Below are 21,944 nucleotides of genomic sequence, written 5' to 3' on the forward strand. Positions count from 1 at the left end.
GAGTATGCGCGCATGAGCTCAAGCGTAGACCAATTGACCGGCACCGGCGACGAATTCCGGCCGGCCGGCGCCTTGACCGACTTCGACGGGGCATTGGCGCCCTATAAGGGCCCGTGGGACGCGCGGCTTGCAGCCCACCTGCTGCGGCGCGCGGGTTTCGGCGGATCGCCGTCCGAGATCGCCGCGGCCGCATCCGCCGGCATGAATGCATCGGTCGACCGGCTCGTGCGCATCCAGCCCGACTCGCTGCCGACGCAACCCGATGGCGACATCTCCTTCGACTTCGGCCCGACCGCCGACAAGCGCCAGCGCCAGCGCGCGTACCTCGCCACCCAACTGTGGTACGTCAACCGGCTGCTGCAGACGCCCAATCCCTTGCGCGAGCGCATGGTGTATTTCTGGAGCAACCATTTCACCAGCGGCCTGGCGCAAGACGGCATCACGCCCCAACAGATGGTCGACCAGTACAATCTTTTCGCGCGCTACGCGCTGGGCAACTACGCCGAGCTGACGCACGAGATCTCCAAAGACGGCGCCATGCTGCTGTACCTCAACAACGCGCAGAACCGCGCGCAACATCCCAACGAGAACTACGCGCGCGAGCTCATGGAGCTATTCACCCTGGGCGTCGGCAATTACAGCGAACAGGACGTGCGCGAAAGCGCGCGCGCGTTCACCGGCTGGACGGTCCTGCGCAAGCAGAACGACGCGGTCATGTTCGTGCCGCGGCTCCACGACAACGGCACCAAGACGTTCTTGGGCCGCACCGGGGATTTGATGGGCGACGACATCGTCGACATCATCATGGCGCAAGGCGCCACGCCGCAGTACATGGCGCACAAATTCGCGCGCAACTTCATCTACGACAATCCCGAGCCGGGGCTGGTCGACGCGTTGGCCGTGCGCTTCCGCGCGAACGGTTACGACGTCGCCAGGCTGATGTCGCTGATCCTGCGATCGAACATCTTCTACTCCGACCGCGCGTACCGCGCGCTCATCAAGAGCCCGATCGAACTGGTCATCGGCGCGCACAAGATGCTCGGCGCCACGATGGTCGAGCCGCTTGCCTTGGGTGCCATGGACCGCATGGGCCAGACCGTGATGCGCCCGCCCAATGTGGCCGGCTGGCCGGGCGGAGCGATGTGGTTGAACACCGGCACGCTGCTCGCGCGCGTCAACTATCTCAACCAGCTGGCGCTGGCCAAGGGCAATCCCGCCGCTGCCGCTGCGCCGGCCGGCGGCGACATGACGATGATGATGGTCGACAATCCGGCCGCCGCGTACAAGATGGCGGCGAACGTCGCCGACCCGACGCAGTGGATCGCGGGCATCAACTCGGCCGATCCCGGTCAGGTGGCCGATCGCGTGTTGTGGATGTCGGTCCAGGCCGACGTCACGCCGCAGCAGCGCCTGACCATTCTGAACTACCTTTCCACCGATGCTGCCGGCGACAAGACGGCGCTGTCGATGGAGAACATCGACGAAAAGGTCCGCGGTGCGATGAGCCTCGCGTTCGCGCTGCCGACCTTCCAACTCGCCTGAGGAGCTAGCGATGACCAACAGACGGCAATTCCTGGTCCAAAGCGTCGGCGGCTTCGCCGGCTTCCTCTCGATCGACTCGATCTTCGCGCGGGCGGCGAGGGCGGCGGTGGAGTCGCCTGCTGCCTCTTCCGGGTCGGCGCGCACGCTGGTCGTCGTCAACCTGCAGGGCGGCAACGACGGGCTCAACACGGTGGTGCCGTACGGGGATCCGACCTACTATCGCATGCGCCCGACGATCAACATCCCGCAGGAGCAGATCGTCAAGCTCGACAGCATGATGGGACTCAATCCTTCGCTCGCCCCGCTCAAGGCGCTCTACGACCAGCAGCGCGTGGCGATTCTGCAAGGCGTGCACTATCCCAATCCCAATCTGTCGCACTTCCGCTCGACCGAGATCTGGCAGACCGCCGCGCCGGAGAAGTACGTCGACACCGGTTGGGCCGGACGCTATCTGGATGCCGAGGGCAAGGGGCAGACGCCCAACTTGTTCGCGGGCGTCGCGGTGGGCCCGGTGTTGCCCAAAGTGATGGTCGCCGAGCGCACGGACGTGCCGACGATCTCCGATGCGCGCGCGTTCAAGTTCAACGGCACGCGCGACGAACAGGCGCAGGCCGACAAGATCCTGGGCGGCGACGGTTACAAGTATCCGTTCCAAAGCCCGTATCTGCAGCTGGTACAGGACGTCGAGACGCACGCGCACGCGGCGGCCAACGAACTGCCGCACCTGGTGTCGGGCTACAAGCCGGCGGTCGATTATCCGAAGACGCCGTTCGCGGCGGGTTTGAACCTCATCGCCGGCGTGGTGGCGGCGAACGTCGGCACGAAGGTCTTCTACATCTCTCTGGGCAGTTTCGACACGCACGTCGGCCAGCGCGTGCAGCAAGACCGCCTGCTCGATCAGTTCGCGACCGGCATGGCCGCGTTCTATCAGGACCTGGCCGCGCACAACGCGGACGGCACGGTGCTAACGATGACGTTCTCCGAGTTCGGCCGCCGCGTGGGCGAGAACGCCAATCGCGGCACCGACCACGGCACGGCGGCGCCGATGTTCCTCATCGGCGGCAACGCCAAGGGCGGCATCTACGGCGACCACCCGAGCCTCACCGATCTGGACTACGGCAACCTCAAGTGGCACACCGACTTCCGCCAGGTGTACGCAACCGTGCTCGAGCGCTGGCTGGGCATCGGCTCCGCGCCGATCCTGGGCTCGCAGTTCGACACGCTGACCGTCGTGTAGCGGCGCCTTTTTCGGCTTCGCCGCCACAAAGCTGTCCGGGCCGGTCGCCCCATCGGCCCGGACAACCAACTCGAAAGTTTCAAGGGGCACGACGTGAGCGTTCAACCCGCGTTACGAAAGGGAGACATCGAGTCATGGAACGCAAGCATTTTCTCGCCGCAGCCGGGATTGCCGGTGCGGCTCTCACCGTGGCCGGCATCGCCGCCGCCGACACGAGCTCGAACACGCCGTCGGGCGGCTGTGCGCCGATGGCGCCGAAACCGCTCCCGTCAGGCGCCTCGCCGCGCCCGCACGTCCCGCATCAGCGGGCGAGCGAGATCGACAGCGCGTACAAACACGTCGTGCGCTTGGTCGACATGCTCAGCAAGGATCCGAACGATTACGACGGCCACCGCGTAAAGGCGCTCGAGTTTCTCACCAATGCGGAGTCAGAGCTGCAGCAAGCGGTCGCCTACGAACAGGCGCACCCTACGGCGACGAGCTCGCCGCTCTAGGTCTAGGTGATGCGGCCTTCGCTCACGTCGAGCAGGTCCACCCAACCTTTGACTTTGGCTTGAACCTGCGGCGGCAGCTTCGCCCGTCGCTCGGCGAAGCGCGCGCGCTCGGCATCGTCGTCACCGTCGTTGGTGAACACCTTCGCGAACGTGTCGATGCGTGCAGGCGTCAGGTCCGGCACCCGGCTTTGCAGCCAGCGCAGCATCGCGGCGTCGTCGGGCGACGAGCGGACACCGTCGAGAAACTGCTCGGGTGTGAGGCCGAGAAAGTCGAGCAGCGACTTATCGAAGCTGCTTTCGTATCCGTAGACATACTCGCCGAGCGTTCCGGCCAGCGCGGCGCGCGCTTTGTCGATCGTGCGCGGCAACATGGGGATGCCAAGCAGCCGGTCGTTCGGACTGCGCGGAATTTCCTTGGTCAGATCCATGCTTCGTCTATCCTTTGTAGGTGATGCGGTAGATCGAGCCGCTCAGATCGTCGCTGACGTAGAGCGATCCGTCCTGGCCGACCGCCACGCCCACCGGGCGTCCGCTGACGCTCTGGTTCTCGCTGAGCCAACCAGTCGCGAAATCTTCGACGTGATCGGGCCGGCCGTTCTTGAAGAAGACGGCTACCACTTTGTATCCGGTCTTCACCGAGCGGTCCCAGGAGCCGTGGTAGGCGACGAACAGCGCCCCGCGATAACGCGCCGGAAACTGCGAGCCGTGGTAGAACGCGATCTGCAGCGGCGCGGAGTGCGCCTGGAGATTCAGCGCGGACGGCTGCGTGCCCACGCACTTGGTCGGATCCTTATACTCGGGATTGGGTACGCGATCACCGTCGCCGGCATAGCAGTAGGGCCAGCCGTAGTTCCCACCGTCCACGATCTGGTCCACTTCGTCGGGCGGCAGGTCGTCGCCGATGTTATCGCGCCCGTTGACAACGGCCCACAATCTGCCGGCGTCGTCGAACGCGAGGCCCGACGCGTTGCGCAAGCCAAACGCATAGATGCGGCCGTTGCCGCCCTCCGCGTCGTAGCGCAGGACGGTCGCAAAGCGCGGGTCGGTTTCGGCGCAGACGTTGCACGTCGAGCCGCTCGAGACGAAGATCGTGCCGTCGGCGGCGATCGCGATGGCGCGGTGATTGTGCACTCCGCCTTCGGGCATGTTCGAGAACAGCGTCTCGTGCGGCGCCCCTTCGGCTGGAGGATAGTGCAACTTGGTCACACCCGACCACGACGCCACGTAGAGATCGTCGCCGTGAAATACAAGGCCATGGGCGACCGGCAGCCCGCTGATCACCACTTTAGGTTCTGCGTCGGGTGCCATTCCGGGAGAAATCGCGACGACACGGTCGCGTCCTAGCTCGGACACGACGACATCGCCGTTCGGTGCGACCGCCAGGAAGCGCGCGGTGGGCACCCTGCTCGACACGATCGAGATGGTGAATCCGAGCGGAACGTGGAGTTGACCGACAGGCACCGCCGCGCGTGCGGTGCAACCGGCGAGGGCGACGCAAAGGGCGAGGAACGCGATGAGCGGTCGAATGAATTCGACCGCTCCATTTCTGCTCTTAACCATAGGTGACGCGATAGATATACCCATTTGAGTCGTCGCTGATGTACAGCGAACCATCTGGTCCGACCGCCAGCCCGACGGGACGGCCGGTGACCGAGTTGCCCGGCGTCAGCCAGCCCGAGACGAAATCCATCGGCGCACCGGGCACGCCGCCGGCGAACGGCACGAAGACGACCTTGTACCCGGTTGGCGGCGAGCGATCCCACGACCCGTGGAACGCGACGAACGCGCCGCCCTTATATGTGGCCGGGAACATCGAGCCGTAATAGAACACGATGCCGAGCGGCGCGGAATGCGCCTGCAGCGGCTGCGTCGTCGGCAGCTGTCCGTTGCAGTTGGGCGCAGGCGTCGCGAGGTCGGGGTTGATCTGGCGCGCGCCGGTCAGGTCCGGATAGCACTGCGGCCACCCGTAGTTACCGCCGGCGACGACCTTATCGAATTCGTCAACCGGAAGATCGGTGTGGTTCGGAGGGAGATCGTCGCGCTGATTGACGACCATCCACAGTTGTCCGCTCTGATCGAACGCGAGGCCGCTGCCGTTGCGCACGCCGGTCGCGTAGATCTGCGGGTTCGAGCCGTCGCCGTTGGCGTGGATGATCGTCGCCAAGATCTGCGAGCCCTCGTTGCCGAGGTTCGTATCCGAACCCGACGATTCGAAGATGCTTCCGTCGGGAGCGATCGCCAGCGAGCGGTTGTTGTGATCGCCGTTTTGCGGCAGGCCGTTATACAGCGTCTGGGTCGTGGTGCCGGCCGGATAGTTCTTGATCACGCTGAAGCCGGTCCAGGTCGCGATATAAAGATCGTTGCCGTGAAAACCGAGCCCGTGGGGCCGCTGTAGCCCACTGGCAAGCACGGTCGGAGGCGCGTCGTATGGCGCGCCCGCCTTGATCGCTACGACCTGGCCGTTGCCGGTTTCCGAGATGATCAGGTCGCCGTTGGGCGCGACGGTCATGAAACGCGCGCCCGGCACGTTTTCCGCCACCATCGTGATCTTGAAGCCCGGGAGCAGATTCAGTGCCATCGGCGGGGCCGGGCCGGATGTTGGCGAGCCGGAGGGTGAGGGTGCCTGGGTGGGACCGACAGGCGTCATTGGACCTGGCATCGACGAGGACGTGCAGGCCGCCAGAAATGAGGCGATGGTGAGAGACATGGCTAGCGCGTTCAAGGAACGCGCTACTACATTTGGGTTTGATGCATCTAATTCGCGCTTCATTGGGCCCTTACACGCGGCTCATGTGCTGGGGAACTCTTGTGAGTAAGCTGAGAGCAGTTGGAGGGGGCATCCGACAGCTTCGATCCCGGCATTTCGCCAAGAAAGGGTCTCTCTACCATGCGAACGCGTATCATCTTCGCAATCGTGGCGGCCATCACCCTCGCTGGTTGTTCCGGCGGCGGCGCGGGCAGCCCGTTCTCCAATCCGTCGAACGGCAGCGGCGGAACCCAAACCCAGATGAGCCAACAAGAAGCCGCGCAAACGGGGGCCAACTCGGCGATGTCCGAGATCGGTCGCGCCGGTCTGGACAGCTCGCTCTTCTCCGGCTCGGTCGGCGTCGTGCTGTCCACCCAGAAAGCGCCGATGTCGGTCCAGCCGGCCACGGCGTGCAACAACGGCGTCATCAAGACGGTGACGGTCATCAGCCCGACCGAGACGACCTACGACGTGCAGCTCTTCTTCGACAACGCCTGCACGCAGCTGCGCCGCGACTCGCTCTCGGACGTGAAGATCCCGAATCCGTCGACCGAGAACATCACACGCACGATCAAGAACTACAACAACTCCGGCCTGCTGCTCTCGACGCGCGTGGCCAACTACTCGGTCACCGGCAGCCCGGGGAACTTCTCGGCCGTCGTGACCAGCGCGCTGACCATCGGCACCGAGAGCTCGCCTGAAGAGCAAGACGGGCACCAGCTGACGGTCGCGCCGCAGAACGCCACCACCTGGACGATCGCCGGCAACTCGGCGCGCATCGAGAACATCGGCGTGCCGAGCATCAACGAGTCGTTCGGCGAGGCGGCGCTGCTGCAGAACACCACCGCGACGGTCGATCCGTCCAACGACGTCACGTTCGCGGGCATGCGCAACAAGACGTTCTACAAAGGTGCGCTCGGCAGCCTGAGCATCCCGGCGAACCCGCCGTTCTCGGTCAGCGGCGGCACGCAGACCGGCGCAGGCTCGATCTCCGGTTCGGTCGAGTTCGACGCCAACGACAACCTGCTCAACGTCGCGCTCAACGGCACGCTCGCCAACGGCGACACGATCGTGGTCACGAGCTCAGGCTCAGGTCCGACGATCGCCATCAACGGCACGATCTCCAGCGGCGGCACGACGCTTGCGACCTTCTCGGTCGACCGCTTCGGCGACGGCCTGATCACCTATGCGAACGGTTCGCAAGCGGTGATCATGGACTGGCACGTGGTCAAATAAGGACGGTCGAATAAATTCGACGGTCGAATAGATTCGACCGCTACAAGGGAACAAGGAAAGGGACGGGGCCATGACCCGTCCCTTCGCCTTTCCCGGAGGGGTTGGGACGCTCTAGTCGGTGTGCGCGCGACGCTCGGGTTCTGCGGAACCGCGCATCGGATTGTTGGGGCAGCGCCGGCACGCATAGGTGGCGATCGTGCGGAACGCGGCCTTGTTGACTTCGCGGCGCGCGGTCAGGCGGAAGCGGGTGTACGCGTCATCGAAGGCGCTCTCGACGCCGTTGCCGGTGAACAGGTCCATCGTGAAATGTTCGCAGCACGCGGCGCACATATTGTCGCTCTTGAAGAGCGGGCAACGCATGCAGCCGTCGCCATGATCGCCGAAATTGTTCCATGACTCGGGGGTGGGGTTCAATGGACCCTCGAGCAGGCTATGAAGCAGCTCGTCCACGTTGGTCATGCCGGTATGACTAGGGCAGCGGTAAATTTGTGTCGGCCCCGGAACCCCTTTTTCATGGACGAACAGACGTTCACGGTCGGCCAGCTCGCCGGTCCTGGGACCTACCGCTGCACGACCTGCGACCGGGTGGTGACCGAGTACGCCTTGTCCTTTGAGATCGAGCCCTGCCCGTGTGGCGGGACCGAGTTCCGGAGGGTAGATTGATGGCAGGCCGCCCGCCTTTGGTGCTGTTGCGCGCTTGGCCCCTGGACGCCCGGATGTGGCAAGCTCAGGTCTTGGCCCTCGGGCCCGAGGGACCGGTGCTGGCTCCGGATCTTCCAGGATTTGGAAACGAGCCTCTCACCCCTCAGCCATCTCTAGACGATTGGGCGCGACGTCTTTCCGGCTCCCTGCGCGGCAAAGGCATCCAAAGCGCGGTGCTAGCCGGGTGCTCCATGGGCGGCCCGGTGAACGACGCGCTGCGCGCGTTTTGGAGCGCGGCCGGCGGCTGACCTTCGCGCGTCCTATTTCTCTGACAGGTGCGTCGAGCACCATGCGACCGACTCATAGGTGAGAACGATCCTCTCGGTGGCCGGCGCAGACGGACCCGAACGGGTGATCTCCATATCCTTGACGGCTGCTTGTGAGAGCGTATAGACGATGGAGCTACTCGATGGGCCGCCGGCTTTGCGCAGCGTCAGTTTGACCGTCGGCAGCGACTCATTTGTCGACGCCAGGCTGAAGAGCTTCGGCGACGCGCTATCCGCCGCTTTGGTTAGCGTGATCTCGCCGCGCTGGCGCCTGCCGCCCGGCAGGCCCGTCATCGAGTTCATCGACGACGTCACGGCCGGATCGACGACCACAGAAATCAACGGTATCCCCGGCTGGCCTGGTAGGACGAGCATGTCGCCCGACCCAGGACCGGGTTCGCAGGCGTTGACCGGCTGCAGCTTGTCGACGTTCAACGATTTCGACGGCGACATTGATGGCGGGGCCGTGGCCGGGAGTGCCGGCTCGATGATCGCCAGCGACATCAGCGCGAGCGAAGCTGTAAACGTGCGGAAGCGCATGTGAGACGTCCTTTACCGTCTATTACGACGCGGGGGCCGGGATCGTCACGCGAAACGGTTTGAACTTGCCCTTGGCGCATGAATTGCACTGGAAGATCAACTTGGTCGGCACGTAGGTCTTGTCGACCGGGAAAAGCGCCGTCTGTTTCACGGACGCGCCTTGCTGGATGTTCAGCGCCACCGGCGTGAAAAAATGGCCCGGGATCTCAAACGAGATGTCATCCTTGTCGGCCAGCGTGTAGCTGACGAGTTCACCCCACGAGCTCGGCGTGCCATTGCGGATGATGGCGGTGACGACCATGACCTTCTGCGTCGGTCCAGGCACCACTGACTCAGGATGATCGGCCGGGGTGGCGTCGCGGACTTCGACGACTTTGAAGCGCAGCACGCCGTTCCACAGCGTGTCGCCGACCTTCCCGGAGATCGCGTCGACCTGATTGGCGCCGCCCGGCGCGGGTGTCGGAGCTGCGCACACCGAGGCAGTGCCGACCAGCGCGAGCAGAGCTGAGAACGCGAGAATGCGAAGCGATGACATGCGATGCGTCCTTTCGGATTGTGCGATCGTACGAGAGTTGCGGACGCGCCGTTCGAGGGTCGCCAAGGATAACCCGTTTAAGCGCTTGCTTGGCTGCACGGTCGAATAAATTCGACCGCTCCATTTCGCCTGCTTAGATCGTTAGGCGCGTTTGCCGTTCTTGATGACCCACGGCATGTCGGCGTCGCACGAGTACTTGCGCCAGCCGGGGAGCTTCACGCCGCCGAATTGGCCGAGGATACGCACTGCCGCCGTCGCCTTGGCCTTGCCGAACCCAGGCAGCGCGAGCATGCGCTCGTAGACCTGCTCCGCGTCAGTCGTGCCTTCCCACACGCGCGCGCCTTTGCCGCCGTACTCCTTTGCGATCGTCGCGCACAGCGCGCGCACGCGCTTGGCCATCATGCCGGGATAGCGATGGATCGCGGGGCTTTCGCGGAACACTTTGTCGAGGCGCGCCGGCGGTATCGCCGCGATCTTCTTCGCGTCGATCGTGCCGAGCCGGCGACGCAGCTCGTATGGACCGCTCATCGCCTTCTCGGTGCGCACTTGCTGTTCGAGGCACAACCCGATCAGCAGCGCCGTGCCGTCTTTGGCGAGCAGCTCATTCGCGGCATCGTTGGGCGTGAACGGATACAAGGACTTTGCCATGGTGCGGCGCACTTTGTCCGCCATGAGCCGTTCTCCCGTCACGCGCGGCGCCTTTGTGCGCGGTGCGCTGTGCGTCATGCTCGTCGTGGCCGCGTGTGCGCCATTCTCCACAGCGACGCGCGCCGCGCAGACGGGTTCCGATGCGTTTCAAAAACTTGTCGAACGGTATGTCGCTGAATCCGAAGCTCGCGATCCGCTCTTCGCCGACAGCATCGGCGTGCATACCTATGATGACAAACTGCCCGACTACTCGCCCAGCGGCCGCGCCGATACCGATGCGTGGGAGGCCGCTTGGCGCACCCAGTTCGCAGGGCTCGACAGCGCCAAGTTGACGCTTGGCGAGCGCGCGGATCTGCGCGCGCTGCTCGACCAGATCGACGCCGATCAGCTTGAGGCAAAGACGATCCGCCCGTACGAGACGGATCCTTCCATCTATACAGGGGCGATCGGCGATGCCGTCTACGAGCTCACGAGCCGCGACTACGCGCCGTTGGAGCAACGCCTGCAAAGCGTCGCGACGCGCATCCGTTCCATCCCGGATCTCGTGCGCGCGGCCGAGGCGTCGCTGTCGCATCCCACCCGCGTCGCCGCCGAGCTTGCCGTGCAGCAGAACCAGGGCAACATCGATCTGTACAGCCGCGACCTGCCGGCGCTGGCCAAGTCCGCATCGGCGCAGACCCAAGCGATGCTCGAAGCCGATCTGCCGGCCGCGATCGCGAGCCTCAAGGATTTCCAGACGTTCCTCGCGGGCCCGCTGCTCGGGCAGGCCGACGCCAACCCGCGCGTCGGCGCCGCGGTGTTCGACGAGGAGCTGCGGCTGGTCGACGGCACGGATACGCCGCGCGACGTGCTGGTCGCCCGCGCCCGCGCTGACTTCGACCGCACGCGAAGAGAGATGCTGCGGCTCGCCACGCCGCTGTACCACAAACTGCTGCATGAAGAGCCGCCGCTTGAGTCCACCGAAGACGCGCAGATCGACGCGATCGTGAGGCCGGTGCTCGACAAGCTAGCGGATCATCATCCGGCGCGCGACGCGGTGCTGGCGACGGCCAAGAGCGATCTCGCCGGCATCCAGTCGTTCTTGGAACGCGACCCGGTCGTGCCGCTGCCCGTGCCAGACACGCTGCACGTCGCACCGACCCCTGAGTTCTTAGCAGGCGTCACGGGCGCCGGGCTGGATCCGCCCGGCCCGTTCACGCCGCTGGCCGGATCCTACTACTATATCGATGAGATCCCGGCGTCGTGGTCAGCCCAGCGCGTCGCCTCGTATCTGCGAGAGAACAACGACTACGAGATGCGCATCCTTTCGATCCACGAAGCGATCCCGGGCCATTACGTGCAGTACCGCTACAACGCCCTGACGCCTTCCCTCGTGCGCCGCGTGTGGCCAAACGGTTCGTTCGTCGAAGGCTGGGCGGTGTACGGCGAAGGCATGATGCTCGACGCGGGGTACGGCGGCGGCGATGTTGCGCTGCGGTTGTTCCAATTGAAATGGCGCTTGCGCGAGTACGCCAACGCGATCATCGACGCCGAATACCATGCAGGCGATCTAAGCGAACAACAGTGCATGCGCTTGCTCGCGCAGGCCTTTCAGGAACCTGCGGAGGCCCAGACGAAGTGGCATCGCCTGGAGCTTTCGCACGATCAGTTATCGAGCTACTTCGTCGGACTCGACGCGATCAGCCAGGCGCGGTTCGCTCACCCGGGCAGCGTCGCCGCCTTCAATAAGAGCCTGTTGGGCATGGGCTCGGTCGAGCCGCGTTTCATCGAGGCGCTGCTGAACGCATCGCCGTAGAGGGTCGCTCTCGAAAGGCGCGTGCGCGGTCGAATGAATTCGACCGCTCCACAGGAAAGGAGGATGCATGCTGGCACCAATATTGATCAGCGCGGTGACCATTTTCGCATTCGCTGCCGCGCCCGCTCCGAGCGCCACCCCGGCGCCCGCCGCGCCCGCTGGGCCGCTGCGAGAGGTCACCTATAAAGTGTCCTTCAGCGACCGCACGTATAGCGGCGGCGAGCACTATTCCGGGTACTCGTCGCAGTCGAACGTCGTCGCGGATAGCGGCACCGTGACGGTCGACATCACCGGCGTGATCGGCGACGCGCTCGCAGTCGACGTCACCGAGATCATGAATAAGACCGGCACGCCCGCCAAGTACAGCGGCTCGGTCCTGCCGGACGGCTCCGTCAACTTCCCACCCGACTCGATCAAACCCGTGACGCGCGCGCTGCTGCAATACTTCGGCACGCAGTTCGTGCCGGCGGACAAGATCGCGCCCGATGCGACGTGGGATGTCAATGAGGAGCGCGGCGGCGTCTCCGTCAAGACGAACTACAAGGTCACCAAGGTCGACGGCGCAGTCGTCACCCTGGCGGAGAAGCAGACGATCAAGATCGCCACGCAGAACGCGACCGTCACGACCGATGGGACCGTCACGTTGAAGCCCTCGCTGCTCGTGCCGATGAGCGGCGACTTGCACCAGGTGATCTCGCGCTTGTCCGTCTCGGGTGAGACCAGAGACGACGTGTCGATGCGCTTCGATCGCTCGTCGGACAGCCGCGACGTGCCGGCCAAGTGACCGGATCGCCGCCGGATAGGGACCGTGACGATCGGACTGCTCGCACTGTTTGCATCGGCGGCGCTGGCAGACGCATCGCCTGCCTCAGCGGCACCGGCGGCCACGCAAGCGCCGCTGCGCGCGGTGGTCTATACGATATCGATCCTACAGCGCAATCAGGCGCACATCGAGCGCTATAACACGGTCGAGCGGCCCAGCGCCGCATTCACCGACGACGGCACCGTCGAGATCGACGTCATGGCCGACGCGGATCCGCTCCTGGGCGTGCGCGTGCTCGAGACGATGCGCTCGCGCGGCTATCCGGCGGAATTCGACGGCAACGTCGGACCGCAGGACGGCGTGCACTTCCCGGAAGAGTCGCTCAGCGATGCCTCGCTCACGTTGCTGCGTTTTTTCGGCGTGCGTTTCGCCGCCGACCGAAGCTTGGAACCGGGCTCGCATTGGACCGGAGATTCGGGGACGACCTACTCGGTCAGGAGCGCGAACGGACGCCGCGTCACGCTCGATCTGCTCCAGCACCTCAAGGTCGCCAATTCGATCTCGACCATCACGATCCAGGGAACAGTGGTCTACGATTCAGGGCTGCTCGTGCCGATCAGCGGCGACGTCATGCAGCACCGGATGGAGATGCATCCGGAAGGCGCGATCGAGCTGATCGAAGACCTGCATTTCACGCGCGCGTCGGACAGCTTCGAGATCTAGACCTTTTGCTGGGGGCGCCGCCCGAAGTGCCGCAGCTGCGGACGCAGGATGGGCTCCTGGCCGGTCGCGCGGCGCAATTCGTCCACGAAATAGTTCGCGGCCTGCTCGGAAGAGCGAGCCTTTGAGGGATCGTATTGGCGGCGGATGGGCTCGCCGGAGCCGTTCTTGAGCTGGATCTCGAGAAGCTCGTCCACCATATTGGCGGACACGACCAGGTTCTTATAGGCCGCGCTGCGGCGGTCTGGGCGGATCTTGGCTTGGGGCAATTGGTCGTTCAGGCAGCCGAAAAACGTATCGATATAAATGTCGGGTTCCACACATCACGTCCTTTTTGGAGGACGGACGCTATTCGACGCGGACCCGTCGGACTCCTTACGCCAGGGCCTTTGAAAGCTGGACCAAAGAGCGGTCGTAGCGATACACGATGCCCATATGGCCGTCGTCGAACTCCTCGTACGTATAGCGCACGCCCAGCCCGTCGAGGCGCTTGCACAGGACGCGCGCCCCAAGCTGCAGCTGGAATTCGTCGCGCAGGCCGGCGTCGATGAAGATGGTCTTCATGGAGCGCAGCGCATCCGCATGTTCGGGCGCCATGCGCACGGGATCGTTGTCCAGCCACCGCTGCCACACAGCGTCGCGCACTTCCCCGGTATGCAGATCCACGGGCACATCGATGCCCAGCGGTGCATCCGGGTTGGGCGAGTAGCACGCAGCCATCGCGAGGATGTTGAGCACGTCGAACGCCTCGCTCTTCTTGGGCAGGTCGGTGAAGCGCTGGTAGAACGACTCGACGGTACCCCCGTATTTCTGGATGCCGAGCACGAACTTGGGGAAATCCAGGAAGTAGCAGTAATCGAAGTACGCGTCGCCGGCGTGCGAGCCGAGCGCGCCGAACACATCGGGGTGGCGCATCGCAAGACGCAGCGCGCCGTAGCCGCCGCTCGACTTGCCGGTCACGCCGCGATGATCGCGGCCGGGCAGCGTGCGCAGCTGTTGGTCCACGAACGGCACCAGTTCCTCGACGAGGTAATCCTCGTAGCGGCCGGTGGCCGACGAATTGGTGTACTGGCTGCCGCCGAAACGCGTCATGCAGTCCGGCATGGCGAGGATGATGGGCGGCATCGCGCCCGAGCCGATGAGCCGATCGAGGCGCGCGTCGATCGCTTCGTCGAACGCGCTGACGTTAAGCAGCATGCGGCCCGAGCCGGTGAATCCGGCCAGGAAATAGATGACCGGATACCGCGCGCTGCCGCCATCGTAGTCGGGCGGCAGATAACACGGCAGGTCGCGTTCGTATGGGTCGCCCGACGCGTTGCCCTGGAGGACGCGCGAAACGTGTTTGAGAACTTCGATTCTTCCTCGTCGCTTTGACATAGCGAGCGTCTTGCGCGCCAACGCGGTGCGGGCCTGCCGAAAAGGATGACATGATCGACCGGGAACGCATGACGAGCTTCGTCATGGAGCTGATGCGCACGGACAGCCTTTCCAAAGAAGAGGACAAGGTCGCGGCGCTGCTCGCCAACGCATTGCGCGAGATCGGCGCCGAGGTGCGTGTCGACGACGCCGGCGCCAGCGTCGGCGGCGCGACGGGCAACGTGATCGCGCGCCTGCCGGGCACGCGTCCTGACGCCGCGCCGCTGCTGCTCAACTCGCATATGGACACGGTGCCGCCCGGCCGCGGCGTCAAACCGCTGCGCGAGGACGGGCGCATCCGCTCAGACGGCACGACCATCTTAGGCGGCGACGACAAGAGCGGCGTCGCGGTGATCGTCGAGGTGCTGCGCACGCTGCGCGATCGCGGTCTGCCGCACGGCGACGTCGAAGTCGCCTTCACCATCTGTGAAGAGATCGGCCTGTTGGGCGCCAAGCAGCTCGACTTGGCCGGCTTGCGCGCGCGTGAAGCGCTGGTGCTCGACGCACCGTCGCCCGCCGAGTTGGTGGTGAAGGCGCCATCGGCGGATCGCTTCGAATTCACGGTGCACGGAGTGGCAGCGCACGCCGGCATGGCGCCGGAGCTCGGGCTTTCCGCGGTGCGCGTGGCCGCGCAGGCGATCACGGCCATGCCGCTCGGACGCATCGACGCGCAGACGACCAGCAACGTCATCATCACGTACGGCGGCGGGGCGGTCAACGTCGTGCCTGACCGCTGCGTCATCGCCGGCGAAGCGCGCTCGCACGACGATGCGAAGCTCGATTCTGTCACATCCGCCATCCGGCGCAGCCTGCAGGACGCGGCCGCCGCCGCGACCGTCACGATCGACGGCACGACGACGCGCGCCTGGCTCGAGGAGCGCTGCGAGCGCGAGTACGTGCGCATGGACGTCGCTGCGAGCACGCCGCTGGTGAAACTCGTGCTCGATGCGGCGCGCGCCCTGAGCAAGCCCATGGAAACGGTCACCATCGGCGGCGGCTCGGACGCCAACGTCTTCAACGCCAAGGGCATGCCGGCCGTGATCCTGGGCACCGGCATGCGCGAGATCCACACGGTCAACGAATGGCTGGATCTCGGCGACTTCTACGCCTGCGCCGAGATCGTGCTGCAGGCGCTCACCTCGCGCGCGGCCTGACGCGATGCGTTCTCCGTACAGCTCGTGGACCGGTTCCGACACGCCTGCCGTCTACGCGATGCTCGTCGTTATGGCCGTGTTCTTCGTGGCGCAGTCATTCGGACTGCAGACCGAGATCATCACCTGGCTCGCGTGGTTCATCTCGCCCGCGTGGCTCGCGCACGTGCAGTTCTGGCAGATGGTCACCTATCCGTTCGTGCACGGCAGCTTTCTTGATCTGCTCTTCCACGGCATTGTGATCTTCTTCTTCGGCGGCACGCTGGAGCGCGCATGGGGCTCGTTGCGTTTTCTCGGCTTCTATTTCATGCTCGGCATCATCTCCGGGCTGTCCGTGCTGGCGCTGACCTTCCTGGGATCGCCCGAAGGCGTCTTCATCGGCATGACGGGCACGTTCGCCGGCTTGGGCGTGGCATATGGCGCTCTCAACCCGCATGCGAAGGTCTACATCTATTTCGTGCTGCCGGTCGAGGCGCGCTGGCTCGGCGTCATCAGCATTGCGCTCGATCTCGTGCTCAACAACCACGCCTACGGCGGGCCCCTCAACGCGGCGGTCGCGATCGGCTTGAGCTCGCTCTTCGCATGGGTGTTCACGCGCGGCATCTCGTTCGGGCCGCGCGGGGGCGGGGGTGGTCCGGGCCTGCGCGAGCGGTTCGATCGCTGGCGTCAGCGCCAGCGCATGCGCGCCTGGCAACGCAAGGTGAGCAAGATCGACAAGCCCGAGGATCTGTTCAAGAAGTGAACGCGCCCGAGCATACGGTGATGCCGCCGAGCGCGATGACGGCCGCGGTCAGCGCGAAGGTGCGAACGAAATCCGCGGACTTGGTGCGGGGCGCCCACACCATGATGCTGAGGTAGGCGAGCGCGAGTATTAGTATGTCGATAATCGCAACCGTTATGCCGACGTGGATGCGATACGATTGATGAACGGCGCCGGGTTGGCCGAATTCGAAGAATGCCACAAGTACGCCGAAAAAGCTCAGCCCTATCCCCAAGAGGCCGCCCGTCAGACACCCGGCGGTGCTAAACCTCCACGGCGCCCCGCCTTCACCTTGCGGCGGCATCGGAGCTAGCCGCCCGCGGCTCCGTCGCTCGGGGCCCCGTCGTCCGCGGTTTTGTCATCCGAGCCGACCCTGCCGGTGCGCACGATCTCCTCGAGCTTGGCGCGGTTGAGCATCACGACGCGGCCGCGGCGCAGCTCGATGGCGCCCATGTCTTCAAGGTGCGAGAGCGCGCGGCTGCCCATGTCGCGGACGGTGCCGACGCGGGCCGCAAGATCCGACTGCGTGATGCGCTCGACGCCGCTGATGCCCTTGGCCATGCCCTGCCCGTGCGAAGAGTAATCGAGCAGCACGCGCGCGATGCGCGTGAGCACGCGCCCGAACGCAAGGTTACCCGCAGCGCTGGCCAGGCGGCGCTGGCGTTGCGCGAAGAATCTCGCGCAGCCGGTCGCCACTTCCGGGCTGCGGGTGATGAGCTGGCGCATGAACTGCGCGGGGACCTCGAGCACGTCGACGTCGCCGCGCGCGATGACCGTCACTTCGGCGGTTCCTTCGTCGAAGACCGCCGCTTCGTTGAATCCGCCGTACGGCGGCACGTCGTAGAGCACGATCTCGCGGTCTTCATCGGTCGCGCGCGTCACTTCGACGACGCCGCGGCGCACGAGGCCGAATTCGTTCCAGCTCGTGCCTTCGGCGACGATCACCATGCGGTCGTGATAGGTGCGTTCTTTGGCGACGCGATCGATCTCGCGCAGCGTCTCGGCGGTCGCGGACTTGAACATCGTGCAGCGGCGCAGAAAGGCGATGCGCGGCGGATCGCTGCCGATGTTGGGCTCGGGCAGGCGCGTAAGCCGGATCATCCACCGGCCGTCGCCCGCGTTGCGCGAGTCCCACAACAGGATGCCTTCGCGATCGGCTTCAACCGTCACGCGCAGCGCCTTCGGCTCGTGGTCGTTGATGAAGTCGACGGATTGATTCGGGGCAAGGCGATCGAAGGCCATGAGCATGCGGTCATGGCGCTCCCATGTGGGGAACGGTCGTAAATCGATGCGTTCAACCGGTTCAGGTTGGGTGGAACTGCTCATACCTTCACCTGGCCGAACGGTTCGCACCGGGGTGCGAAAATCCCGGCTTTGGGACGGCTACCAGCGGTAGGATTCGATGGCCGCCCATTGGTCCGGCGACGTGCCCCGGTAGTCGAAGAACATCTCGCCGATGGCGCCGGCGGCTTGGGCTGCGCCCAGGCACCAGTGCAACTCGGCAGGCGTGGGCGAACCGGTGCGTCCCAGATCGGTGCTCTGGCCGGCGACGTTGACCGGAACGTGACGCCCTGCGAGCGAGCGGGTGAGGGAGACCGCATCCGCGCAGTTGCCGGTCACGTCGGCCTGCGCGTACTCGTGCGATGTGCGGAAGTGGTGCCAGTACTCCATGGGCTGCATCACGCTGGCGTAGCGCGCGATGCGCGAGTACGGATATTCGTCATTGGTGAAGTGCGTGAGGCGCGGCGAGATCACGGTGGCGATGAGCAGATAGTCCGGCCCGACGGCTTGGCGCGCCATCTCCATATAGTCGGCGATGCGCTCGCGCGCCGCAGCGCCGTGGCCCATGTAGTTGTCGCCCGGCTCGAGATCGAGCGAAAGTCCGGCGAAGCCGTTGCCGGCCGGCGTTCGATAGCTCGCCATGGCGATCGATTCGGCGACGTCATCTGCGGCGTTGCGCCGCGGCACCGACCAGGCGATCAGCTTGATGCCGGCGCCGGCCGCGCCGTCGATGAAACGATCGAGCCACGCGCGCACGTGCGGATTTGCGGCTTCTTCGAACGTGCCGCGCGAAAGACGCAGCTCGATGTCGGAGACGCCGGCTTTGACCGCTTGGGCGACGACGGTGTCAGGATCGAACAGCTCGTACGAGTGCGAGTCGTTCGTGTCGGGCGAGAAGAAAAAGAACATGCCTTTGCCGGCGATCGCGTCGATGCTGCTCTCGGGCATGGGGCCGGGAGTGTCGACGGTTTGCGTCTGCGCACGCGCGGGGCCTCCGGGCAGATCCGCGACGATCGTGTATTCGTAGCTGGCGTTCGCTTGCGCGTGAGCGTCGCGCCAGGAATGGCCGCCGGCCGAGAGCAGAGCGACGAGCGCCTGTTGACCGGCGTCCGCCGCGCGACGGTACACGCGATAGCCGCGCACGCCGGTGGTCTGTGCCAAGGGCGTCCAGCCCACCGCGACGAGGTGCGGACCCACCGCCCGCGCGACTCCGGCAAACGACGACACGTCGGTGGGCGGCGGCGGCAGGGTCAGCGTCGCGCTGCCGGACGACGGTTCGACTGCAGTCGCGCTCACATCGATCGGATGCGCGGCCTGCGTCGTCACCGTTGCGGCGGGCGTCTGGTGAATCCACGGATCGAGACCGACGACCTCCGCAGAGCCGGCTTCGAAGTCGACGTCGGCTCGCAGGCGCGGCTCTTTCGATCCCGAGGTGTCGGCGAAATAGGCGACGACTTCGGTCCGCCACGTACCGTCGGCGGTGAGCTGCCAGGGCTGGGCTTCAAGGGAGAGCCCGCTTCCGGTCGCTTCGAACGGATGCGGAGGCGCGATCTGCGTCGCGCTTGGCTGCGCGATGATGAGCTTCTTCTGCTTAGGCGCGGGGGCACGTGCGATAGCGAGCGCTCGAGATGCGATCGCATGTGCACTCACCGGGCGCTCGGGGGCGTGCGCAGCGGCTGCGATCCGCGGCCGGTGGGTGAACGTGCGCGTGGCGACGCGCTGGCGCGAAGGCGTGGCCGAGCGTTGCGCGGCGATCGGCTCAACGCTTGGGGTCGCGAGCGCGAGAAAAAGCGAGTACGCGAGTGCCAGCGAGGTCGAGGCGAGGATCGCCGACGCGCCGGCGCGCGCGATCCAAGGAGTCCGCGCGACTTGGCGGGCCTTGAGCACAGATGCCGGCAGCGGCCTGGCCGCAGCCTGGCCGACGTACTCGCGTCGACGCCGCTCGACTAATGTGAACTCGCCGCGTTTGCCTACGACCGGCGCGTAACGCGGCGCATGTGGCGGATACCGCTTGGCGTGTGCGCTCAACTTTGCCCTCGCGACCGAGATGGACCGACGTTAGGGCCGCTCCGAGCGGGCTCCTTGTCCGGCCGGCGAGCGTGCGCTCGAGCACTGAAAAGTCGATGAGAGCCGAACGACCCCTGCGGGTAAGACGTTATAGCAAGGGGAAAAGAAGCAACCATATGACCGCACGTCCGCTCTGGCGTTCATCGAACCCGGCGATGCCGGCCGCAGCGCTCGCCTTCGGGGTGGCGGCGGTTCTTGGCGTGGGCATCGCGCGAGCCGCCGGCCAAGCCTCGCCGCCGCCAGCCTATGCGTCTGCCGCGGCAAATGTCGATTCGATCGTCGACAAGGTGATCGACCGGAATCCCGGGTTGCATTCGTACAAGGCGACCGCCCATCTGGATCTGCGCCAGGTGAGCTTTCCGTATCTGCATCCGGTTCTCGACGGCCATGCATACGTGTCCGCGCCCGGCTACACGACCTTCGATTATCCGCACACGCCCTTCTATCTGAAGGGCATCACCAAGTTCCAGGGCGCGTTCGGGGATGCCAGCCGCTGGCTGCGGTGTTACGATATCACGGTGGCACCCAAGTCGGATGGTTACGCGCTGCACATGGTGCCGAAGATCGAAGGCGAGATCGCCTATGTCGACGTGCTGCTGGGCCTTGAGGGCACGATCGATCACGTCGAGTGGCGCTATCGTGAGAACATGAAAGACTACATCTCGCTCGCGCAGACGTATAGCACGGTCGACGGGCACAATATCGTGACATCCCAGGCTTCGGATGTGGCGCTGCACCACATCCGCGCCAAGGGCACCCAGACGTTCAGCGATTTCGAGTTCAACGTGCCGGTGCCGACGCCGTCGCCGACGCCGTCAGATCCGGCGCACGCCTGCGATAACTGACGGTCGAATAGATTCGACCGCTACGGGGTCACTTCTACGACGTCGTGCCCCAGCCTCAGCCATGGATCTTCCATGTTGTGCCTGTCCGCATCAACGTCATCGTCCAAATCCCGGTCTCGGTGAATGGTTTTCCGTTCTGCAGGAGCGTGAATTGTGTAGGCGCTGTTCCACATCGCCTCGTTCGTCGTGTTGAGAGCGTCAAAGGCGGTCTCAATCGGTGCCATGAGGGCAGCGCTCGGGGCGCTGCTTGCCGCCAGCGCCGAGGAGGCGAGCGCGCTGGTCAAAGCGGCGATGAGTGCGGCCGATCCGATGACAATGCGAATTGCGACCTTCATTAGAACGTTCTCCTAGCATTTTAGGATGAGCGGTGACGCGGGTGGGCGGCGCGTTCCTTGCACGCGGCGGCGCCACCTTGTGACGGTCGAATGGATTCGACGGTCGAGTAAACTCGACCGCTGCATAGCCGTCAGGTCTTCAGCTCATCATGCCAGGGATTCGTGAGCTGGATGCGCGGCACGCCCTTGGGGTACGTCGTCGGATGCGCGGCGAGAAAGGCGCGCGCGCGAACCGTGAGATATTCGAAGTTATCCCACAAACCGATGTCGTTCGACGCGTCGCGGCTCAACGCGATGTACGATTCGAGCCGGCGCCACGTCCCCACGACCTGCGTGCAATATACGTCCAGGATCAGGGTCTCGTCGACGATGCCGTTCTTGACGAGATTACCGATCTCTTCGAACAGGTTGCCGGTGAGATTGGTGGCGTCGAGGATCGCTCGCATTTCGGCTGCGATGACGGGCAGCGGCTTGCGCTGCGCCCGCGCGATGACAAACGCGCGAAACTGAGGGTCGTTCATGGCCTCGGCGGTCCTTGAGTTGACCAAGCTGCGCGCCTGTTCGAACCTCGATTCCGTGAACTTGTCACCGATGGCCAGGACGGCATTGATCTGGTTTCCAGCGCGCAAGTGGCGCAACTGTCCGAGCGCCGCGATGGCGGTCGCGCCGACGATGAGGACGGTGAGCAGCGAAGCCAACGTGCTGAGGAGCTCTAGCGACAAATCCGGTACCCCCATGCGCGGTCGAATAAATTCGACCGCTCCAAGAACGCTTGCGTGGGCCGCTCCATATCGCCGTCGATGGACGGTCGAATACATTTGACCGCTCCAGGGGCGTGCGTGAGCTAGGGGTTGGGGGGCCTGTC

At 65.1% G+C, this 21,944-nt stretch carries 24 protein-coding genes; 10 read left to right on the plus strand and 14 right to left on the minus strand.

From position 1 onward, the window contains the following. Window positions 1-12: 12 nt before the first annotated feature. The 3 genes from VKF82_02745 to VKF82_02755 all read left to right on the plus strand — a co-directional run bounded on the left by VKF82_02745 (window position 13) and on the right by VKF82_02755 (window position 3,273). Complete coding sequence (locus VKF82_02745; GenBank protein HME80974.1) at window positions 13-1,542, plus strand: DUF1800 domain-containing protein; 1,530 nt, start codon at window positions 13-15, stop codon at window positions 1,540-1,542. Between the two features lie 10 nt (window positions 1,543-1,552). Next, complete coding sequence (locus VKF82_02750) at window positions 1,553-2,779, plus strand: DUF1501 domain-containing protein (GenBank protein ID HME80975.1); 1,227 nt, start codon at window positions 1,553-1,555, stop codon at window positions 2,777-2,779. Between the two features lie 134 nt (window positions 2,780-2,913). Further along, window positions 2,914-3,273 carry a hypothetical protein gene (locus VKF82_02755; protein HME80976.1) on the plus strand — a complete coding sequence of 120 codons (360 nt, stop codon included), beginning with the start codon at window positions 2,914-2,916 and terminating at the stop codon, window positions 3,271-3,273. 2 nt (window positions 3,274-3,275) lie between these two features. Here the strand turns inward: VKF82_02755 and VKF82_02760 are convergent, their stop codons facing one another. Genes VKF82_02760 through VKF82_02770 form a run of 3 tightly spaced genes read right to left on the minus strand, consistent with a single transcriptional unit; the run spans window position 3,276 to window position 5,851 of the window. After that, a complete protein-coding gene (locus tag VKF82_02760; GenBank protein ID HME80977.1) occupies window positions 3,276-3,701 on the minus strand; it encodes a DUF5069 domain-containing protein in 426 nt (141 codons plus the stop codon). Window positions 3,702-3,708: 7 nt separating this feature from the next. Further along, complete coding sequence (locus VKF82_02765) at window positions 3,709-4,833, minus strand: PQQ-dependent sugar dehydrogenase (GenBank protein HME80978.1); 1,125 nt, start codon at window positions 4,831-4,833, stop codon at window positions 3,709-3,711. After that, window positions 4,826-5,851 carry a PQQ-dependent sugar dehydrogenase gene (locus tag VKF82_02770; GenBank protein HME80979.1) on the minus strand — a complete coding sequence of 342 codons (1,026 nt, stop codon included), beginning with the start codon at window positions 5,849-5,851 and terminating at the stop codon, window positions 4,826-4,828. Before VKF82_02770 ends, VKF82_02765 begins: the two co-directional genes overlap by 8 nt. 309 nt (window positions 5,852-6,160) lie before the next feature. On the opposite strand from VKF82_02770, the gene VKF82_02775 reads away from it, so the two are divergent. Further along, window positions 6,161-7,255 carry a hypothetical protein gene (locus VKF82_02775; protein ID HME80980.1) on the plus strand — a complete coding sequence of 365 codons (1,095 nt, stop codon included), beginning with the start codon at window positions 6,161-6,163 and terminating at the stop codon, window positions 7,253-7,255. A 111-nt stretch (window positions 7,256-7,366) separates the two neighbouring features. Here the strand turns inward: VKF82_02775 and VKF82_02780 are convergent, their stop codons facing one another. From VKF82_02780 to VKF82_02795, 4 genes are all read right to left on the minus strand, one after another. Next, on the minus strand, window positions 7,367-7,714 hold the full coding sequence (locus VKF82_02780) for a hypothetical protein (GenBank protein ID HME80981.1): 348 nt from the start codon (window positions 7,712-7,714) through the stop codon (window positions 7,367-7,369). 503 nt (window positions 7,715-8,217) lie between these two features. Further along, window positions 8,218-8,763 (minus strand): type VI secretion system tube protein Hcp, encoded by a 546-nt coding sequence (locus tag VKF82_02785; GenBank protein HME80982.1) that lies wholly within the window; start codon window positions 8,761-8,763, stop codon window positions 8,218-8,220. Between the two features lie 22 nt (window positions 8,764-8,785). Beyond that, on the minus strand, window positions 8,786-9,298 hold the full coding sequence (locus VKF82_02790; GenBank protein HME80983.1) for a hypothetical protein: 513 nt from the start codon (window positions 9,296-9,298) through the stop codon (window positions 8,786-8,788). A 141-nt stretch (window positions 9,299-9,439) separates the two neighbouring features. Next, entirely contained in the window at window positions 9,440-9,988 is a 549-nt protein-coding gene (locus VKF82_02795) for an HhH-GPD-type base excision DNA repair protein (GenBank protein HME80984.1), read from the minus strand. Here VKF82_02795 and VKF82_02800 point away from each other — a divergent pair. The 3 genes from VKF82_02800 to VKF82_02810 all read left to right on the plus strand — a co-directional run bounded on the left by VKF82_02800 (window position 9,969) and on the right by VKF82_02810 (window position 13,227). Beyond that, window positions 9,969-11,741: a DUF885 domain-containing protein gene (locus VKF82_02800; protein HME80985.1), complete on the plus strand. Its 1,773-nt coding sequence runs from the start codon at window positions 9,969-9,971 to the stop codon at window positions 11,739-11,741. The genes VKF82_02795 and VKF82_02800 overlap by 20 nt on opposite strands. A 67-nt stretch (window positions 11,742-11,808) precedes the next feature. Further along, window positions 11,809-12,525 (plus strand): hypothetical protein, encoded by a 717-nt coding sequence (locus tag VKF82_02805; protein HME80986.1) that lies wholly within the window; start codon window positions 11,809-11,811, stop codon window positions 12,523-12,525. Window positions 12,526-12,549: 24 nt separating this feature from the next. Further along, a complete protein-coding gene (locus VKF82_02810) occupies window positions 12,550-13,227 on the plus strand; it encodes a hypothetical protein (GenBank protein HME80987.1) in 678 nt (225 codons plus the stop codon). Here the strand turns inward: VKF82_02810 and VKF82_02815 are convergent. Further along, a complete protein-coding gene (locus tag VKF82_02815; GenBank protein HME80988.1) occupies window positions 13,224-13,544 on the minus strand; it encodes a hypothetical protein in 321 nt (106 codons plus the stop codon). The two genes, VKF82_02810 and VKF82_02815, sit on opposite strands and share 4 nt — an antisense overlap. 55 nt (window positions 13,545-13,599) lie before the next feature. Further along, window positions 13,600-14,601 carry an alpha/beta hydrolase-fold protein gene (locus VKF82_02820; protein HME80989.1) on the minus strand — a complete coding sequence of 334 codons (1,002 nt, stop codon included), beginning with the start codon at window positions 14,599-14,601 and terminating at the stop codon, window positions 13,600-13,602. Window positions 14,602-14,651: 50 nt separating this feature from the next. Between VKF82_02820 and VKF82_02825 the strand changes: the two genes are divergently transcribed. Beyond that, window positions 14,652-15,794, plus strand: coding sequence for a M20/M25/M40 family metallo-hydrolase (locus VKF82_02825; GenBank protein HME80990.1), 1,143 nt, complete (start codon window positions 14,652-14,654; stop codon window positions 15,792-15,794). 4 nt (window positions 15,795-15,798) lie between these two features. Continuing rightward, window positions 15,799-16,533, plus strand: coding sequence for a rhomboid family intramembrane serine protease (locus VKF82_02830; GenBank protein HME80991.1), 735 nt, complete (start codon window positions 15,799-15,801; stop codon window positions 16,531-16,533). Here the strand turns inward: VKF82_02830 and VKF82_02835 are convergent. The 3 genes from VKF82_02835 to VKF82_02845 form a co-directional block, all read right to left on the minus strand. Then, window positions 16,523-16,753, minus strand: coding sequence for a hypothetical protein (locus VKF82_02835; GenBank protein ID HME80992.1), 231 nt, complete (start codon window positions 16,751-16,753; stop codon window positions 16,523-16,525). The two genes, VKF82_02830 and VKF82_02835, sit on opposite strands and share 11 nt — an antisense overlap. Window positions 16,754-16,860: 107 nt before the next feature. After that, on the minus strand, window positions 16,861-17,877 hold the full coding sequence (locus tag VKF82_02840) for a DUF2249 domain-containing protein (GenBank protein HME80993.1): 1,017 nt from the start codon (window positions 17,875-17,877) through the stop codon (window positions 16,861-16,863). Window positions 17,878-17,934: 57 nt separating this feature from the next. Then, complete coding sequence (locus VKF82_02845; protein ID HME80994.1) at window positions 17,935-19,860, minus strand: fibronectin type III domain-containing protein; 1,926 nt, start codon at window positions 19,858-19,860, stop codon at window positions 17,935-17,937. 155 nt (window positions 19,861-20,015) lie between these two features. Here VKF82_02845 and VKF82_02850 point away from each other — a divergent pair, with 155 nt between their 5' ends. Beyond that, window positions 20,016-20,744 (plus strand): hypothetical protein, encoded by a 729-nt coding sequence (locus VKF82_02850; GenBank protein HME80995.1) that lies wholly within the window; start codon window positions 20,016-20,018, stop codon window positions 20,742-20,744. 20 nt (window positions 20,745-20,764) lie between these two features. Here the strand turns inward: VKF82_02850 and VKF82_02855 are convergent, their stop codons facing one another. Both VKF82_02855 and VKF82_02860 read right to left on the minus strand, forming a co-directional pair. Continuing rightward, window positions 20,765-21,079 carry a hypothetical protein gene (locus tag VKF82_02855; GenBank protein ID HME80996.1) on the minus strand — a complete coding sequence of 105 codons (315 nt, stop codon included), beginning with the start codon at window positions 21,077-21,079 and terminating at the stop codon, window positions 20,765-20,767. 131 nt (window positions 21,080-21,210) lie between these two features. After that, window positions 21,211-21,801, minus strand: a complete 591-nt coding sequence (locus VKF82_02860; GenBank protein ID HME80997.1) for a DUF4760 domain-containing protein — start codon at window positions 21,799-21,801, stop codon at window positions 21,211-21,213. Between the last annotated feature and the right edge of the window lie 143 nt (window positions 21,802-21,944).

Source organism: Candidatus Eremiobacteraceae bacterium (assembly GCA_035314825.1).
Taxonomy (GTDB): domain Bacteria; phylum Vulcanimicrobiota; class Vulcanimicrobiia; order Eremiobacterales; family Eremiobacteraceae; genus JAFAHD01.

What these genes read in the sequence shown, in the direction of transcription:
- VKF82_02770 (HME80979.1), bottom strand. Translation starts at nt 5,851, where the DNA reads ATGGCACTGAATCTGCTCCCGGGCTTCAAGATCACGATGGTGGCGGAA.
- VKF82_02850 (HME80995.1), top strand. Translation starts at nt 20,016, where the DNA reads ATGACCGCACGTCCGCTCTGGCGTTCATCGAACCCGGCGATGCCGGCC.
- VKF82_02745 (HME80974.1), top strand. Translation starts at nt 13, where the DNA reads ATGAGCTCAAGCGTAGACCAATTGACCGGCACCGGCGACGAATTCCGG.
- VKF82_02820 (HME80989.1), bottom strand. Translation starts at nt 14,601, where the DNA reads ATGTCAAAGCGACGAGGAAGAATCGAAGTTCTCAAACACGTTTCGCGC.
- VKF82_02765 (HME80978.1), bottom strand. Translation starts at nt 4,833, where the DNA reads ATGGTTAAGAGCAGAAATGGAGCGGTCGAATTCATTCGACCGCTCATC.
- VKF82_02800 (HME80985.1), top strand. Translation starts at nt 9,969, where the DNA reads ATGAGCCGTTCTCCCGTCACGCGCGGCGCCTTTGTGCGCGGTGCGCTG.
- VKF82_02780 (HME80981.1), bottom strand. Translation starts at nt 7,714, where the DNA reads ATGACCAACGTGGACGAGCTGCTTCATAGCCTGCTCGAGGGTCCATTG.
- VKF82_02775 (HME80980.1), top strand. Translation starts at nt 6,161, where the DNA reads ATGCGAACGCGTATCATCTTCGCAATCGTGGCGGCCATCACCCTCGCT.
- VKF82_02785 (HME80982.1), bottom strand. Translation starts at nt 8,763, where the DNA reads ATGCGCTTCCGCACGTTTACAGCTTCGCTCGCGCTGATGTCGCTGGCG.
- VKF82_02790 (HME80983.1), bottom strand. Translation starts at nt 9,298, where the DNA reads ATGTCATCGCTTCGCATTCTCGCGTTCTCAGCTCTGCTCGCGCTGGTC.
- VKF82_02760 (HME80977.1), bottom strand. Translation starts at nt 3,701, where the DNA reads ATGGATCTGACCAAGGAAATTCCGCGCAGTCCGAACGACCGGCTGCTT.
- VKF82_02830 (HME80991.1), top strand. Translation starts at nt 15,799, where the DNA reads ATGCGTTCTCCGTACAGCTCGTGGACCGGTTCCGACACGCCTGCCGTC.
- VKF82_02750 (HME80975.1), top strand. Translation starts at nt 1,553, where the DNA reads ATGACCAACAGACGGCAATTCCTGGTCCAAAGCGTCGGCGGCTTCGCC.
- VKF82_02755 (HME80976.1), top strand. Translation starts at nt 2,914, where the DNA reads ATGGAACGCAAGCATTTTCTCGCCGCAGCCGGGATTGCCGGTGCGGCT.
- VKF82_02825 (HME80990.1), top strand. Translation starts at nt 14,652, where the DNA reads ATGATCGACCGGGAACGCATGACGAGCTTCGTCATGGAGCTGATGCGC.
- VKF82_02805 (HME80986.1), top strand. Translation starts at nt 11,809, where the DNA reads ATGCTGGCACCAATATTGATCAGCGCGGTGACCATTTTCGCATTCGCT.
- VKF82_02855 (HME80996.1), bottom strand. Translation starts at nt 21,079, where the DNA reads ATGAAGGTCGCAATTCGCATTGTCATCGGATCGGCCGCACTCATCGCC.
- VKF82_02840 (HME80993.1), bottom strand. Translation starts at nt 17,877, where the DNA reads ATGAGCAGTTCCACCCAACCTGAACCGGTTGAACGCATCGATTTACGA.